This is a genomic window from Klebsiella sp. C239 (assembly GCF_048822715.1).
GTDB lineage: Bacteria > Pseudomonadota > Gammaproteobacteria > Enterobacterales > Enterobacteriaceae > Klebsiella > Klebsiella quasipneumoniae.
The window spans coordinates 150,112-164,857 of the sequence record NZ_JBMEZK010000001.1 but is presented as its reverse complement, the minus strand read 5'-3'; the positions used below and the strand labels follow the sequence as shown (position 1 = coordinate 164,857).

12 protein-coding genes, 6 tRNA genes and 1 other RNA gene are annotated in these 14,746 nt (G+C 55.7%); 11 read left to right on the top strand and 8 right to left on the bottom strand.

Features of this window, described 5'->3' with window-relative positions:
- The first annotated feature begins 81 nt into the window (after nt 1–81).
- The gene (gene mgrA, locus ACOI6Z_RS00800; RefSeq protein ID WP_023290583.1) at nt 82–1,074 is read left to right on the top strand and encodes an L-glyceraldehyde 3-phosphate reductase; all 993 of its coding nucleotides are present in this window, start codon (nt 82–84) and stop codon (nt 1,072–1,074) included.
- A 130-nt stretch (nt 1,075–1,204) separates the two neighbouring features.
- Nucleotides 1,205–1,564 (top strand): DUF2502 domain-containing protein, encoded by a 360-nt coding sequence (locus ACOI6Z_RS00795; protein ID WP_023290584.1) that lies wholly within the window; start codon nt 1,205–1,207, stop codon nt 1,562–1,564.
- A gap of 57 nt (nt 1,565–1,621) precedes the next feature.
- Here the strand turns inward: ACOI6Z_RS00795 and ACOI6Z_RS00790 are convergent, their stop codons facing one another.
- The gene (locus ACOI6Z_RS00790) at nt 1,622–2,863 is read right to left on the bottom strand and encodes an Nramp family divalent metal transporter (RefSeq protein WP_004202021.1); all 1,242 of its coding nucleotides are present in this window, start codon (nt 2,861–2,863) and stop codon (nt 1,622–1,624) included.
- A gap of 346 nt (nt 2,864–3,209) precedes the next feature.
- Between ACOI6Z_RS00790 and nupC the strand changes: the two genes are divergently transcribed.
- On the top strand, nt 3,210–4,412 hold the full coding sequence (nupC, locus tag ACOI6Z_RS00785; protein WP_012540950.1) for a nucleoside permease NupC: 1,203 nt from the start codon (nt 3,210–3,212) through the stop codon (nt 4,410–4,412).
- A 48-nt stretch (nt 4,413–4,460) separates the two neighbouring features.
- Here the strand turns inward: nupC and ACOI6Z_RS00780 are convergent, their stop codons facing one another.
- From ACOI6Z_RS00780 to ACOI6Z_RS00770, 3 genes are all read right to left on the bottom strand, one after another.
- Entirely contained in the window at nt 4,461–6,632 is a 2,172-nt protein-coding gene (locus ACOI6Z_RS00780) for an EAL domain-containing protein (protein WP_420686790.1), read from the bottom strand.
- 206 nt (nt 6,633–6,838) lie between these two features.
- Nucleotides 6,839–6,914 (bottom strand) — tRNA-Ala (locus ACOI6Z_RS00775).
- Nucleotides 6,915–6,955: 41 nt separating this feature from the next.
- Nucleotides 6,956–7,031 (bottom strand) — tRNA-Ala (locus ACOI6Z_RS00770).
- A 219-nt stretch (nt 7,032–7,250) separates the two neighbouring features.
- Between ACOI6Z_RS00770 and ACOI6Z_RS00765 the strand changes: the two genes are divergently transcribed.
- Both ACOI6Z_RS00765 and ACOI6Z_RS00760 read left to right on the top strand, forming a co-directional pair.
- Entirely contained in the window at nt 7,251–7,604 is a 354-nt protein-coding gene (locus ACOI6Z_RS00765; RefSeq protein WP_004202017.1) for a YfeC-like transcriptional regulator, read from the top strand.
- A gap of 3 nt (nt 7,605–7,607) precedes the next feature.
- Entirely contained in the window at nt 7,608–8,000 is a 393-nt protein-coding gene (locus tag ACOI6Z_RS00760; RefSeq protein WP_023290586.1) for a MerR family transcriptional regulator, read from the top strand.
- A 52-nt stretch (nt 8,001–8,052) separates the two neighbouring features.
- Here the strand turns inward: ACOI6Z_RS00760 and gltX are convergent, their stop codons facing one another.
- On the bottom strand, nt 8,053–9,471 hold the full coding sequence (gltX, locus tag ACOI6Z_RS00755) for a glutamate--tRNA ligase (RefSeq protein ID WP_004202014.1): 1,419 nt from the start codon (nt 9,469–9,471) through the stop codon (nt 8,053–8,055).
- 259 nt (nt 9,472–9,730) lie between these two features.
- On the opposite strand from gltX, the gene ACOI6Z_RS00750 reads away from it, so the two are divergent.
- The 5 genes from ACOI6Z_RS00750 to ACOI6Z_RS00730 all read left to right on the top strand — a co-directional run bounded on the left by ACOI6Z_RS00750 (nt 9,731) and on the right by ACOI6Z_RS00730 (nt 10,362).
- A tRNA-Val gene (locus tag ACOI6Z_RS00750) sits at nt 9,731–9,806 on the top strand.
- A gap of 45 nt (nt 9,807–9,851) precedes the next feature.
- Nucleotides 9,852–9,927 (top strand) — tRNA-Val (locus tag ACOI6Z_RS00745).
- Between the two features lie 46 nt (nt 9,928–9,973).
- Nucleotides 9,974–10,049 (top strand) — tRNA-Val (locus ACOI6Z_RS00740).
- 4 nt (nt 10,050–10,053) lie between these two features.
- A tRNA-Lys gene (locus tag ACOI6Z_RS00735) sits at nt 10,054–10,129 on the top strand.
- Nucleotides 10,130–10,224: 95 nt separating this feature from the next.
- Nucleotides 10,225–10,362: non-coding RNA, RtT sRNA (locus ACOI6Z_RS00730), on the top strand.
- A gap of 87 nt (nt 10,363–10,449) precedes the next feature.
- Here the strand turns inward: ACOI6Z_RS00730 and ACOI6Z_RS00725 are convergent.
- The gene (locus tag ACOI6Z_RS00725; protein ID WP_065812249.1) at nt 10,450–11,376 is read right to left on the bottom strand and encodes a LysR family transcriptional regulator; all 927 of its coding nucleotides are present in this window, start codon (nt 11,374–11,376) and stop codon (nt 10,450–10,452) included.
- An 88-nt stretch (nt 11,377–11,464) separates the two neighbouring features.
- Between ACOI6Z_RS00725 and ACOI6Z_RS00720 the strand changes: the two genes are divergently transcribed.
- Entirely contained in the window at nt 11,465–12,463 is a 999-nt protein-coding gene (locus ACOI6Z_RS00720; protein WP_065812248.1) for a bile acid:sodium symporter family protein, read from the top strand.
- On the opposite strand, the gene ACOI6Z_RS00715 is transcribed toward ACOI6Z_RS00720, so the two are convergent.
- Together ACOI6Z_RS00715 and ligA are read right to left on the bottom strand one after the other, a co-directional pair.
- Nucleotides 12,460–12,678 (bottom strand): DUF3820 family protein, encoded by a 219-nt coding sequence (locus tag ACOI6Z_RS00715; RefSeq protein WP_004202007.1) that lies wholly within the window; start codon nt 12,676–12,678, stop codon nt 12,460–12,462. The two genes, ACOI6Z_RS00720 and ACOI6Z_RS00715, sit on opposite strands and share 4 nt — an antisense overlap.
- 1 nt (nt 12,679) lies before the next feature.
- Nucleotides 12,680–14,695 carry an NAD-dependent DNA ligase LigA gene (gene ligA / locus ACOI6Z_RS00710; RefSeq protein WP_065812247.1) on the bottom strand — a complete coding sequence of 672 codons (2,016 nt, stop codon included), beginning with the start codon at nt 14,693–14,695 and terminating at the stop codon, nt 12,680–12,682.
- Between the last annotated feature and the right edge of the window lie 51 nt (nt 14,696–14,746).

Genomic DNA, 14,746 nt, shown 5'->3' with positions numbered 1-14,746 from the left:
ACGCCGAAAAAGCGATGTACTCCACGCAGAACATTGATTAGTGTAAACGTATACACACCCTGTTTTATCTGCGGAGGAAGAATGGTTTACCAGGCAAGTACCACGCGATATCAAACGATGGCCTATCGTCGCTGCGGCCGCAGCGGCCTTCAGCTGCCGGCAATTTCTCTCGGTCTGTGGCATAACTTTGGCGATGAAACGCGGGTGGAAACCAGCCGGCAGATGCTCCAGCACGCATTTGACCTCGGCATTACCCATTTCGACCTGGCCAACAACTATGGGCCGCCGCCGGGCTCGGCGGAGAGCAATTTTGGCCGCATCCTCAAAGAGGCGCTCCTGCCCTATCGCGATGAGTTGATCATCTCCACCAAGGCGGGCTACACCATGTGGGACGGCCCTTACGGCGACTGGGGTTCACGCAAATATCTGGTGGCCAGCCTTAACCAGAGCCTGCAGCGCATGGGGCTGGAATATGTCGATATTTTTTATCATCACCGCCCGGACCCGGAAACACCGCTGACGGAAACGATGCGCGCGCTTGATCACCTTGTCCGTCAGGGTAAAGCGCTGTACGTCGGCATCTCCAACTATCCGCTGGCCCAGGCGCGGGAGGCGGTGAAGATCCTTAACGATCTCGGCACCCCCTGCGTCATTCACCAGCCCCGCTACTCCATGTTTGAACGCGGCGTGGAAGAGGGGCTGCTGGATTTTTTGCAGACGGAAGGGGTGGGAAGTATAGCGTTTTCACCGCTGGCCGGCGGACAGCTCACCGACCGCTATCTCAACGGCATTCCGGCAGACTCACGTGCCGCCAGCAGCAGTCGTTTTCTGCAGCCGGAGCAGCTGACCAGCGCCAGATTAGAAAAAATTCGTCAGCTGAATACGCTGGCGGAAGCACGCGGGCAGAAGCTGTCGCAGATGGCGCTGGCCTGGGTGCTGCGTGAGGAGAAAGTCACCTCCGTGCTGATCGGCGCCAGCAAAACCGCCCAGCTGGATGACGCTGTCGGAATGCTGAAACATCGTCATTTCAGCGCCGAAGAGTGCGCCGCGATTGATGCCATCCTGGCGCTGTAAAGCAAATGTTACTTTAGCAAAAAGTGCTCTTTTCTATGCTTTCGGAGTTCGTCCGATGCGATAGGTCTTTACCGGCCCGTAATATCACGTTAACAGGCCGCTTAGGGCCCCGATCGTGAAGGAGAAGAGTATGTTCAGGTCACTGATTCTGGCAGCAGTACTGCTGGCCGCAGCGCCATTAGTCGCTAACGCTGGTGAAATCACCCTGTTGCCATCGATAAAATTACAAATTGGCGATCGTGACAATTACGGTAACTACTGGGACGGTGGCAGCTGGCGCGACCGTGATTACTGGCGTCGTCACTATGAATGGCGTGATAACCGTTGGCATCGTCATGACAACGGCTGGCACAAAGGCTGGTACAAAGGCAGAGATAAAGCCTGGGAGCGCGGCTATCGCGCGGGCTGGAGCGACCGCGACGATCGCCGCGGCGGCTGGGGACGTGGTCCCGGCGGGCGTGGTCACGGTCATGGACATGGCCATCACTAACAGACGAAAAGGGGAGCCCATCGGCTCCCCTTCGCTTTATTCCGCATCAGGAGGCCATTAATCCACCCCGAGCAGCGATCCCACAATTAACCAGCCGTTCAGGCTCACCACAATCGCGACTATCGCCCAGCCGATGCCTCTCACCCAGCGGGTATTCACCAGGTCTCCCATTAGCTTTGCATTGCTGGTAAATATCAGCAGCGGTACCAGGGCAAGCGCAATACCAAAGCTCAGCAACACCTGACTCATCACCAGGATGCGCGTTGGATCCAGCCCCAGCAGAATGACGACAAACGACGGCAGCATAGTGACCGCCCGGCGAAACCACAGCGGAATATGAAAGCGAATGAAGCCCTGCATGACCACCTGACCTGCGAGAGTCCCCACCACCGTCGATGATAAACCTGCAGCGACCAGGCTGAGGCCAAAGATGGTCGCCGCCGCATGGCTCAGCAGCGGCTCCAGCGTTCTGTAAGCCTGATCAAGATCGGCGACGCCGGTATGGCCATTGAAATGGAATGCCGCCGCGGCGGTCGCCATCATCGCCAGGTTGACGAACCCGGCAATGGTCATGGCGATCGCCACATCCCAGCGGGTCGCGTTATAGCGCTCTTTTCGCGTCCCGCCATGCAGGTGCTGGGTAAGCGAGGAGTGTAAGTAGATCACGTGCGGCATAATGGTGGCCCCCAGCACCCCGGCGGCTAAGAATACCGCCTCGCCGTTGGGCAGCGTAGGGATCGCCAGCCCTTTGGTCAGGGGAGCCAGCGCGGGCTGGGAAAAGATCAACTCAACGACATAGGCGACGGCAACAAACAGCAGCAAGCCGCCAATCACCTTCTCCAGCGGTTTTTGTCCGCGCCGCTGCAGCATCAGGATCAGGAAGGTCGCCACCCCGGTCAGCACCGCCCCTTGCAGAAGCGATACGCCCAGCACCAGCTTAAAGCCAATCGCAGCGCCGATAAATTCGGCCAGGTCGGTGGCCATGGCGATGATTTCCGCCTGCACCCAGTAAAACCACACTACCGGGCGCGGGTAATGGTCGCGGATCTGCTCGGCCAGGTTTTTACCGGTGGCAATGCCGAGTTTGGCAGAGAGCACCTGGATCAGCATTGCCATCAGGTTGGCCCATACCACCACCCACAGCAGCTGATAGCCAAAGCTGGCGCCAGCCTGAATATTCGTGGCGAAATTACCCGGATCGATATAGCCAATGGCAGCGACGAAAGCTGGCCCCATTAAGGCGAGCTTCACCTTGCGCGCGGCGCGACTACTGCTATTCTCAACGCGACTGCTAGTCATCTTCTGCCTCTGGAAATATAGCCTTTGCTATGTTTCATGCTATCAAAATGCGAATGATTATCAAGTTCATTTAGAATGGAGATAATGATTGCTGTGATAGGAGGGAACAATTGCTGGCCGGAAATGAAAAACGGGCGTCAGTAAACCCGATCGCGCCCGCTATTAAGAGTAGTACAAGAATGCAACTTTTAAAACCTTTACGTAACATAACAAAAGTGGATGTTTGATCACTATTTTTGCCATTGGTCACAGTTCCTTGCAATAGTGTGCAATTGATCTCGTTTTCTTTAAAGCCGTTGCATAGAATGTGCACGGAAATTTAACCTGCCTCATATTTGGAGCAACTATGGACCGCGTCTTGCATTTTGTCCTCGCGATCGTTGTGGTGGCTATACTGGCCCTGTTGGTCAGTCATGACCGTAAAAAGATCCGTATTCGTTATGTTGTTCAACTGCTTGTCATTGAAGTCCTGCTGGCCTGGTTCTTCCTGAACTCCGATATTGGTCTGGGTTTTGTGAAAGGCTTTTCCGAGATGTTTGAAAAACTTCTCGGCTTTGCCAACGAAGGGACAAACTTCGTGTTCGGCAGCATGAACGACAAAGGTCTGGCCTTCTTCTTCCTTAAGGTTCTGTGCCCTATCGTCTTCATTTCCGCGTTGATCGGTATTTTGCAGCATATTCGCATCCTGCCGATTGTTATTCGCGCCATCGGTACCGTGCTGTCGAAAATCAACGGCATGGGCAAGCTGGAGTCCTTCAACGCCGTCAGCTCGCTGATCCTCGGCCAGTCGGAAAACTTTATTGCCTATAAAGATATTCTCGGCAAAATGTCGCGCAACCGTATGTACACCATGGCGGCGACCGCGATGTCCACCGTATCGATGTCCATCGTCGGCGCATACATGACCATGCTGCAGCCGAAGTACGTCGTCGCGGCGCTGGTGCTCAACATGTTCAGCACCTTTATCGTTCTGTCGTTGATTAACCCGTACCGTGTGGAAGAGAGTGAAGAAAATCTGCAGATGTCGAATCTGCACGAAGGTCAAAGCTTCTTCGAGATGCTGGGCGAGTACATTCTGGCGGGCTTTAAAGTCGCGATTATCGTGGCGGCGATGCTGATCGGCTTCATCGCGCTGATCTCCGCGCTGAACGCCCTGTTCGCCACTGTGACCGGCTGGTTCGGCTACAGCATCTCCTTCCAGGGGATCCTTGGCTATATCTTCTACCCGGTCGCCTGGGTGATGGGCGTGCCGGCAAGCGAAGCGCTGCAGGTGGGCAGTATTATGGCTACCAAGCTGGTCTCCAATGAATTCGTCGCCATGATGGATCTGCAGAAAATCGCCTCGACGCTCTCCCCGCGCGCGGAAGGCATTATCTCCATCTTCCTGGTCTCCTTCGCCAACTTCTCGTCTATCGGCATCATCGCCGGGGCGATCAAAGGTCTGAACGAAGAACAGGGCAACGTGGTTTCTCGCTTCGGTCTGAAGCTGGTTTACGGCTCCACGCTGGTCAGCGTCCTGTCTGCTTCTATTGCGGCTCTGGTTCTGTAACAGGCGCCAGTCATCTGAGCCGGGCGATGCCCGGCTTTTTTTTACCCGTCATTCGCCCAGCGGCTGAGGCTTGCCCACCAGGTAGCCCTGCAGATAATTCACCCCCAGCTCCAGCAAGCGCGCTTTTTGCGGTTCGCTTTCGACATATTCCGCCACCACGCTCATCCGTTTCGCCCGCGCCATCTCGACAATCGATTTCACCATAATGGCGTCCAGCGGGTCAGTGAGGATGTCGCGGACGAAGCAGCCGTCAATCCTGATGATATCGGCCTGGAGATGCTTCAGTCGTTCATAGTTCGCATATCCGGTGCCAAAGTCATCAATGGCGATGGCGCAGCCAAACGCGCGCAGCGCTTCAAGATTTTGCCGGCTGATGTCGGCATTGGAAAAGGCCTGCTCTTCAGTGACTTCAATAGTGATAAGGTCTGGTGAGACCGCATAGCGTTGAAACAGCGCGATAATCTGCGCAGCGCTATCCTTTTGCATCAGGGTCGCAGGCAGCAGATTGACCGAGAATCGCTGGCCAGCGTGCTGATGAAGCACGCTGAACAAGGTCTCCAGCACCAGCATGTCGAAACGTTGGCTGAGGTTAAACTGCACAATCAACGGGATAAACTGATCGGGCATAATGACGCTATCGCCACAGCGCATCCGGGTGAGGATCTCATGATATCCCTCCCCTTCCCTGTTCTGAATCGGTTGCGCATAGAGCATGAGCGCCCGCTCTTTGAGCACCTGCTTGACGCGCATGAGGAGGCGCACCTGCTCGGTGGTTTGATCCACCACCAGCTCCTGCTCCTCATCCAGCGCCAGCACCCGACGTTCGCTGCCCGCCTGTTCGGAAAGCCAGCTTAGCTGACCCAGCATCTGGTGAAGTCCCTCGCGCTGACCGTCGTCGCGGCCCCAGGCCGCGCCAAACTCCAGATCCAGCGGCTGATTATGCCAGCTGAATTTTTTGTGGTTGAGAACCGCGACCATATGGTGCAAACGGGATGAGGGTTCCGGTCCGCCAAGCACGAGGATCAGTTCGCTGCCCGGCACCTGAAAAACTTTATCCGCCGCCCCCAGCAGCGGTTGCAGCGCCCGAATAATCTGCCGTTTACAGTCCACCCCCATCATCAGGCCATAATGCCTGCTGAGAAAGTCGAGATTATGAATACGCAGGCTGCAGATAACCTGCTGCGGACAGCTTTGTAAATGGCTCTCCAGCGCGCGCAGGTTAGGCAAGCCAGTCAGCGGATCTTCTTCCGCCTGACTACGCCAGCGGCGTTTATTGCGATCGCTGCGGGCATAGGTGTCTGCCATATAAAACAAACAGATAGTAAAGGAGATCAACACTGAGAGCACAAAGGATAATGAATACTCGCTTTGGACGCCCTGGAGAAAGTTTTTGTTATACACCACCAGTAAAAAAGCCGAGACCGACCATGAAATACGCAGCAGCGCATGACCAATCCGGCTAATCCCGATAAAGTAGACGATAAAAATCACCGGAACTAAATAACCGGCAATAAATTCAGACTGATACGGCGCACACAATAGCGTTAATATCACCGCCAGCGCAATAAACCAATATAGCGTAAAGGAACGATATTTTGCTGCCAGCCACGGTAAACATTCCTGCCGCCAGAATCGTCGAGCGTAGCGTGGATTGATAATCATCCGCATTGGATAATATAAAAAGGTGGTAAAAATTAATGCTGCGCTGATTAAACTTTGAATATCTATTACGGTGTAAATCAACGGCATACTACCAAAATAGCTAGTAATAGATAGGGGAAACGCAAAATATTGTCCGGCGAGGTACATGGTGATTTTCAGCAGCACCGGCGCGAAGAACCCGCCCCAGAAGATCCGCGCCCCCATATGTTTCGCCGTTGGACCACAGCGCCAGCGCTTACCCACCATCAGTCTTAGAATAGCGCAGGAGACGAACACCGCAAACAGCTGACAAAAGAGTAAGATAAACGCCTGCGGTAGCGTTAATTTAATTATCAGGCTATTGGTAATGGCAAATGCGAGAATTAATGGCGCAATCGCATAGCGACCAAAGATAAAAATAACAGAAAACATTACGCTGATTGGCAGCCAGGCAATATAAATAAGATTGCCATCAATAACCGTTTGCGGTGAAATAAAACGAGCCAGCGGAATAGCGACTAAACAGACGATAAAGGCCAACAGAGTTTTTTTGATATTAATGTTAATTTTATCAACCATTATTGTTAATTAAAACTCCGGCAACCTCATTACGTTTAATGGGGGAAATGTTATGTTGCTTATTTAGGGCAAGCAAGGTGAATTATCAGGAAAAAGTCTGAAATTACTTTCGATTTTAATAGCTGGAGATTAACTGACGTAACCAGAAAGTGCTTTACATGAAAATAGATAAAAAAAACCCCCGCCGAAGCGAGGGTTCTGAATTTTGGTGGAGCTAAGCGGGATCGAACCGCTGACCTCTTGCATGCCATGCAAGCGCTCTCCCAGCTGAGCTATAGCCCCACAGGACCTCTTTACGAACCAAATCCGCTGGGTGCAGAATTTGGTGGAGCTAAGCGGGATCGAACCGCTGACCTCTTGCATGCCATGCAAGCGCTCTCCCAGCTGAGCTATAGCCCCGTAACGTAAAGCGTGTCGTGTTGACGGGCGGCATAATATGAATTCCTCGCTCAGGTGTCAACGGCAAAATTATCCTTCTCGATTCAATCGCTGAAAAAGCAGGCAACCTGCTGAGATTGCGAGCCTTATCGCAGCCAGAAGTTAAACAGGTCACCTTTTCCAGTAAAAGGATGCTATAACATGGACAGCTAATTCCCATACATTTACTCAGGAAATAGTATGCTCAAGGAACGAATGACACCTGAAGAAATTGCCCATCTGACCGGCTACAGCCGGCAAACTATCAATAAGTGGGTGCGGAAAGAAGGCTGGCAGACCTCTCCGCGGCCTGGCGTCCAGGGCGGTAAGGCGCGCCTGGTCCATGTCAATGAGCAAGTCAGGGAGTTTATCCGCAGCGCCCAGCGCGTGGCGGAGACGCCCGGCACCTATTCTCCCCACGACAGCGATCTGGAATCGCTGCTGCTGACCCTCTGTAAAGAACTCACTCCCAGCGAGCAGAAGCAGCTTATGTCGCTGCTGTTACGCGAGGGGATCACCGGGTTACTGCTTCGGTTAGGGATCCGCGATCGGTAAACCATGATGAAACTAAAAGATAAAATGACGCCCGCAGAGCTTGCCGACTGCCTGGGGCTGGCGAGACAAACGATCAATCGCTGGGTTCGTGAGAAGAAATGGCGCACGGAAACGATACCCGGCGTCAAAGGAGGCCGAGCGCGGCTGGTGGTCATCGACCAACCGGTGCGCGAGTTTCTGACGAACATTCCCGCCAGACGCCATCTGTTTAGCGACAATCATCTCGCGGAATCGCCAGGCGCTTACCTGGTCAATGAAGCGGACGCGATCTGGCGGCAAATCACAGAAACCCTGCAACTGATGACTCCGGCAGAACAGCTGCAGCTCCGCGACCTGCTGGCCCGGGAAGGGATTAGCGGTTTTCTTGCCCGCCTCGGCATCGCCAGCCCGGCGTAACAGACAAAAAAAACGGCAGGGGTATCCTGCCGTTATATCATCTACGTCCCCGTCAGGACGCCTGGCCTTCGCGCTCAGCGATAAAAGCCAGCGCTTTATTGATACGCTCTACGCTACGGGACTTGCCGATTGCATGGACGGTAACGTCAAGCGCAGGAGACTGCCCTGCACCGGTAACGGCCACGCGCAGCGGCATACCGACTTTACCCATGCCCACTTCCAGCTCATCAGCGGTCGCCTGAATCGCGTGGTGGACGTTTTCCGCCGTCCAGTCGCTAATCGCCGCCAGCTTGTCGCGGACGACTTCCAGCGGCTGACGCGCTACCGGACGCAGATGTTTCTTCGCCGCGTCGGCGTCGAATTCAGCGAACTCTTCATAGAAGTAGCGGCAGCTCTGGGCAATCTCTTTCAGCGTTTTGCAACGCTCGCCCAGCAGCTTCACCAACTCGGCCAGCTGCGGACCGTTGCGGGTATCGATATTTTCCTGCTCAATATGCCACTGCAGATGCGTCGCCACATACTCCGCCGGCAGCGTATTGATGTAATGATGGTTCAGCCACAGCAGCTTGTCGGTGTTGAACGCACTCGCGGATTTGCTGACCGCCCCCAGAGAGAAGAACTCGATCATCTCTTCGCGGGTGAAGATCTCCTGATCGCCATGGGACCAGCCCAGACGCACCAGATAGTTCAGCAGCGCTTCCGGCAGGTAGCCATCGTCGCGATACTGCATCACGCTGACCGCCCCGTGGCGTTTGGAGAGTTTCTTGCCATCATCGCCGTTGATCATCGATACGTGCGCGTATACCGGCACCGGCGCATTCAGCGCTTTAAGGATGTTGATCTGGCGCGGCGTGTTGTTGATATGATCTTCACCACGGATCACGTGGGTGATCGCCATGTCCCAGTCATCCACTACGACGCAGAAATTGTAGGTCGGGGAACCATCGGTACGGCGAATGATCAGATCGTCCAGCTCCTGGTTGCTGAACTCGATAGGTCCGCGGATCTGATCGTCAAAAATAACCGACCCTTCCTGCGGGTTGGCGAAACGCACCACGCACGGCTCATCGTCGGCATGATGCTCGTGGCTATGGCGGCAGCGTCCATCGTAACGCGGCTTCTCACCGTTCGCCATTTGCTCTTCGCGCAACGCTTCCAGACGCTCTTTTGAGCAATAGCATTTATAAGCGGTACCGGCTTCCAGCATCTCATCGATCACGTTGTTATAACGATCGAAACGTTTAGTCTGGTAATAGGGACCTTCGTCCCATTGCAGATTCAGCCAGTTCATGCCATCCATGATGGCTTCAATTGCTTCCGGGGTGGAGCGTTCGAGATCGGTGTCTTCAATACGCAGTACAAACTCACCGCCGTGGTTACGGGCAAAAAGCCAGGAATAGAGAGCAGTACGCGCACCGCCAACGTGCAGATAGCCGGTTGGGCTTGGCGCGAAGCGAGTTTTGATTTTCATGAATTGGCCTTACGTTTAATAAAGATGCCGATAGCCGGCAATGTCCGGTGGAAATTATGGGTCAATATTCTAACACCGTGGGCTGATTCCTCAATGTTGTTCCCGTCGGAACGTCACGGTTTGCCGTTTTTGTTTATAAATCATGCTATGACGCCGCTTTTGCGATCGCTTTGTTTAATTTTACGACGAACGAACGAATTCTTTAGAAAAGGCGTTGACTCATTTTCAACTCTCCCTATAATGCGACTCCACACAGCGGGGGTGATTAGCTCAGCTGGGAGAGCACCTCCCTTACAAGGAGGGGGTCGGCGGTTCGATCCCGTCATCACCCACCACTACTTAACGTAGTCTCCGCCGTGTAGAACAGAAAATTGAGAAGTGGGTGATTAGCTCAGCTGGGAGAGCACCTCCCTTACAAGGAGGGGGTCGGCGGTTCGATCCCGTCATCACCCACCACTTTCTCGCCAGCTGGATTTTCTGTCAAAATATGAAGTACCGAAGTGGGTGATTAGCTCAGCTGGGAGAGCACCTCCCTTACAAGGAGGGGGTCGGCGGTTCGATCCCGTCATCACCCACCACTTCGGGTCGTTAGCTCAGTTGGTAGAGCAGTTGACTTTTAATCAATTGGTCGCAGGTTCGAATCCTGCACGACCCACCAATGTAAAAAGGCGCCCTAAAGGCGCCTTTTTGCTATCCGCGGAACTCAACGATTCGACAAAATTGTCGGGAACAATTTTGAACAACGCGGCGGCGTTGGCCCGCAGGGCGAGTCTCAGGATGAGACGAGTGTCTCTGCAGCAGGTTCGGGTCGAACGCAGTGAGACAACGGAGCCGCTTGCGGCGACGGCCCGAAGGGCGAGGCGAAGCCGAGTCATCCTGCACGACCCACCAATGTAAAAAGGCGCCCTAAAGGCGCCTTTTTGCTATGCGCGGAACGCACGCTCTGGCCACGAGCCTCCCCGTGGCGATAAACCGCTATCAACGCTGATACAGCGGATCTTCAACCCTGGCGGCGGTGAGATTCTCCCCTTCTTTTCGCACGATTTCCCATAACGCCTGGGCGGCGGTCGACAGCGAGCGATTTTTCCGGCATGCCAGCATCAGCTGCCGCTCCATTATCGGAGTGAGTCGCTTCACCGCCAGATGGCTTCCCTGCGGTAACGGCAGCGCCAGCGCCGGCAGTACGCTGATGCCAATTCCCGACTCCACCATCGGAAACAGCGTTGCCGGATGGCCAATCTCCTGCACAATGTTCGCCCGGACAGCCAGCCTGCTGAGAGCCGCATCAATCAGCGGACGGCTGCCGGAGGCATAGTCCTGCAGGATCAGTCTCTCATCCTGTAGCGCCTGCCATGGCACTTCAGTCAGGCTGGCAAAAGAATGATCCTCCCGGCAGAGCAGCAAAAAAGGTTCCGCCAGGACCACTTCACATTGCAGGTCCGCCGCCGGGCCAGGGTCAATCACAATGCCGAAATCCACTTCCCCCTGGCGAATACTCTCCAGCACCCACTGCTGGGGCCGGTCGTGCAGCACGAAATCGATATCAGGATAGCGACGATTGCTGTGGGCAATACACTGGGGAATAAGGTGGGCGGAAATCGTCTGACTGGCGGCAACCTTGACGGTGCCGCTCAGCTGCTGGCCTACCCGACCGGCATCGCGCAGCGTCACCGCCAGCTCATCGAGCAAACGCTCCAGCCTGCCTGCCAGCTGCTGACCCGCCTCGGTGAGGACCACCTCCCGGGTGGTACGGTCGAGGAGACGGACCCCGGTCTGATGCTCCAGCTCCTTGACGCTGTGGCTGACGGCCGACTGGCTTAAGCCAATCATCTCCCCCGCCCGGCTAAAGCTCCTGGCGCGGGCGACGGTAACAAATACTTTTAACTGACGCAGAGAGTAATTCATCTTTTTTATTCATGAATAGATGCAATAAATCAATTTTATTTCTCAAATCAAAAAAAGCACAATAACGCATCTCTTTTCAGGAGCGTTTATGAAACTTTTCCGCATTCTCGATCCGTTTACGGCAACCCTGGTCACCGTTGTCCTGTTGGCCTCATTCTTCCCGGCCCGGGGCGCTTTCGTCCCCTTCTTTGAACATCTGACCACCGCCGCCATCGCCCTGCTGTTCTTTATGCACGGCGCCAAACTCTCCCGGGAGGCAATTATCGCCGGCGGCAGCCACTGGCGTTTGCATCTGTGGGTGATGTGCAGCACCTTTATTCTCTTCCCGGTGCTGGGGGTTCTGTTTGCCTGGTGGGCGCCGGTGAAGGTCGATCCGATGCTCTACAGCGGCTTTATTTATTTGTGCATTCTGCCGGCCACCGTGCAATCCGCCATCGCCTTCACCTCGCTGGCCGGAGGCAACGTCGCGGCGGCGGTCTGCTCAGCCTCGGCCTCCAGCCTGTTGGGCATCTTTGTTTCACCGCTGCTGGTGGGTGCTCTGATGAACCTTCATGGCGCAGGCGGTAGCCTTGAGCAGGTCGGAAAGATCATGCTGCAGCTGCTGTTGCCTTTCGTGCTCGGCCATTTATCGCGGCCGTGGATCGGCAACTGGGTGGCGAAGCATAAGAAGTGGATTGGTAAGACCGACCAGACCTCGATTCTGCTAGTGGTTTACTCCGCCTTTAGCGAGGCGGTGGTGAACGGCATCTGGCATAAAGTAGGTCTGGGATCGCTGCTGTTTATCGTGGTGGTCAGCCTGGTGCTGCTGGCCATCGTCATCGCGGTCAATGTGTTCGTCGCCCGCCGCTGCGGCTTTAACAAAGCCGATGAAATTACCATCGTCTTCTGCGGTTCGAAAAAGAGCCTGGCCAACGGCATCCCGATGGCCAATATTCTCTTTCCGACCTCCATCCTCGGCATCATGGTGCTGCCGCTGATGATCTTCCATCAAATCCAGCTGATGGTCTGCGCGGTGCTGGCGCGGCGCTATAAACAGCAAACCGATGCGCATCTCGCTCAGGAAAAGGCCAACGCCGCCAAAGCTTAACGCGCTTTCTTCAGGGGCTGGACCAGATCGCTCAGCCCCTCGCTTTTAATCAGCAGGGTCAGCGCCATCAGCTCGCCGAGATGGCCGGCAGGGAATTGATCCTTGCGCGCAAACCACAATAAATACTCCTCCGGGACATCGATTAAACGACGCCCCTTGTATTTACCGAACGGCATCTCAGTATTGGCGATCTCGACCAGCTGCGCTTTATCCACGTTATTCTCCCAGCAGACGCATCATTTCGGCTTCGTCAATCACCTCGATGCCGAGCTCCTGCGCTTTCGCCAGCTTAGAACCCGCCGCTTCGCCAGCAATCACTAGATCGGTCTTCTTCGATACGCTGCCCGCCACCTTCGCCCCCAGCGCCACCAGACGCGCTTTGGCGTCATCCCGCGACAGCTGACTGAGGCTGCCGGTCAGGACGACGGTTTTGCCTGCAAACGGGCTGTCAATCTCTTCCGCCTTCACCACCACCGGCGCCGGCCAGTGGACCCCTTCCGCCAGCAGCTGCGCGATGACATCGCGGTTGCTCTCTTCGGCAAAGAAGTTGAAGGTATGGGTGGCGACCACAATGCCGACATCAGGGACCTTCTGCAGCTCCTCAATGGAAGCCTGCTCCAGGGCCTCGAGAGTGCCGAAATGCGCCGCCAGGCCCGCCGCCGTCGCTTCTCCTACCTCGCGAATGCCTAAGGCGTAGAGGAAACGCGCAAAGGTTGTCTCTTTGGCTTTCTCGAGAGCGTTGACCACGTTTTGCGCGGACTTCGGCCCCATCCGATCCAGCCCGGTCAGTTTCCCTGCGGTCAGTTGGAACAGATCCGCCGGGGTATGGACGTACTCTTTCTCCACCAGCTGGTCGATGATCTTGTCGCCCATGCCGTCAACGTCCAGCGCGCGACGGGAGACAAAGTGCTTGAGCGACTCTTTACGCTGCGCGCCGCAGATAAGGCCGCCGGTACAGCGGGCTACCGCCTCGCCTTCCACTCGCTCAACGTCGGACTGACAGACCGGGCAGTGGGTCGGGAATTCAACATCCCGGGCATCTGCCGGGCGTTCGGAAAGCACCACGTTGACCACCTGAGGGATCACGTCGCCTGCCCGGCGAATCACCACCTTGTCGCCGATTTTCAAGCCTAAGCGTTCGATCTCATCGGCATTATGCAACGTGGCATTACTCACCAGCACGCCGGCGACATGGACCGGCTCCAGGCGCGCCACCGGCGTAATCGCCCCGGTGCGGCCCACCTGGAACTCCACGTCCCGGACGAAAGTCATCTGCTCCTGGGCGGGGAACTTAAAGGCCACGGCCCAGCGCGGCGCGCGGGCCACGAAACCTAACTGCTCCTGCAGCGCCAGCGAATCGACTTTGATCACCACGCCATCAATGTCAAAGCCCAGATGGGGACGATCTTCCTCGACTTTACGATAGTAAGTGAGCACTTCCTCGGGGGTATGACATAGGGTGACGCGATCGCTCACCGGTAATCCCCATGCTTTAAACTGCTGTAAACGGGCCGAGTGGCTGGCCGGCAGCTCACCGCCCTCCAACACCCCAACGCCGTAGCAGAAGAAAGTAAGCGGTCGCTTCGCGGTGATGCGCGGGTCCAGCTGGCGCAACGAGCCCGCCGCCGCATTGCGCGGGTTAGCAAACACTTTTCCGCCGGTGCGTCGAGCTTCTTCATTGATTTTTTCGAACCCGGCCTGCGGGAGGAACACTTCCCCGCGCACTTCCAGACGTGCGGGAATATTATCGCCATGCAGCCTGAGCGGGATGGTGCGAATGGTTCGCACGTTAGAGGTAATATCCTCGCCGGTGGTGCCGTCGCCGCGGGTCGCCGCCTGCACCAGCACGCCGTTTTCGTAGAGAATGCTCACCGCGAGGCCGTCGAGCTTCAGCTCGCAGCAGTAGATGAGAGGGTCAGTGCTTTTCAGGCGATCCTGCACCCGCTTGTTGAAGGCCAGAAAGCTCTCTTCGTCAAACACGTTGTCCAGCGACAGCATCGGCACTTCATGGCGGATCTGGCTGAAGGCGGTCAGCGGCGCCGCCCCCACGCGCTGAGTCGGTGAATCCGGGGTAATCAGCTCCGGATGCTGGCTCTCCAGCTCGCGCAGCTCGCGCATCAGCCGGTCATACTCCGCATCGGGCACTTCCGGTGCGTCCATAACGTGGTACAGGTATTCATGATGGCGAAGCGTGGTTCGCAGTTCAGTCAGTTGTTGTTCGATCGGTTCCATATCACACCATCAATGATAAAAAACCCCCGACAGGCGGGGGTTGAGAAGGAG

What these genes read in the sequence shown, in the direction of transcription:
- ACOI6Z_RS00790 (WP_004202021.1), bottom strand. Translation starts at nt 2,863, where the DNA reads ATGACTAGCAGTCGCGTTGAGAATAGCAGTAGTCGCGCCGCGCGCAAG.
- gltX (WP_004202014.1), bottom strand. Translation starts at nt 9,471, where the DNA reads ATGAAAATCAAAACTCGCTTCGCGCCAAGCCCAACCGGCTATCTGCAC.
- nupC (WP_012540950.1), top strand. Translation starts at nt 3,210, where the DNA reads ATGGACCGCGTCTTGCATTTTGTCCTCGCGATCGTTGTGGTGGCTATA.
- ACOI6Z_RS00720 (WP_065812248.1), top strand. Translation starts at nt 11,465, where the DNA reads ATGAAACTTTTCCGCATTCTCGATCCGTTTACGGCAACCCTGGTCACC.
- ACOI6Z_RS00780 (WP_420686790.1), bottom strand. Translation starts at nt 6,632, where the DNA reads ATGGTTGATAAAATTAACATTAATATCAAAAAAACTCTGTTGGCCTTT.
- ACOI6Z_RS00760 (WP_023290586.1), top strand. Translation starts at nt 7,608, where the DNA reads ATGATGAAACTAAAAGATAAAATGACGCCCGCAGAGCTTGCCGACTGC.
- ACOI6Z_RS00795 (WP_023290584.1), top strand. Translation starts at nt 1,205, where the DNA reads ATGTTCAGGTCACTGATTCTGGCAGCAGTACTGCTGGCCGCAGCGCCA.
- mgrA (WP_023290583.1), top strand. Translation starts at nt 82, where the DNA reads ATGGTTTACCAGGCAAGTACCACGCGATATCAAACGATGGCCTATCGT.
- ACOI6Z_RS00725 (WP_065812249.1), bottom strand. Translation starts at nt 11,376, where the DNA reads ATGAATTACTCTCTGCGTCAGTTAAAAGTATTTGTTACCGTCGCCCGC.
- ACOI6Z_RS00765 (WP_004202017.1), top strand. Translation starts at nt 7,251, where the DNA reads ATGCTCAAGGAACGAATGACACCTGAAGAAATTGCCCATCTGACCGGC.
- ligA (WP_065812247.1), bottom strand. Translation starts at nt 14,695, where the DNA reads ATGGAACCGATCGAACAACAACTGACTGAACTGCGAACCACGCTTCGC.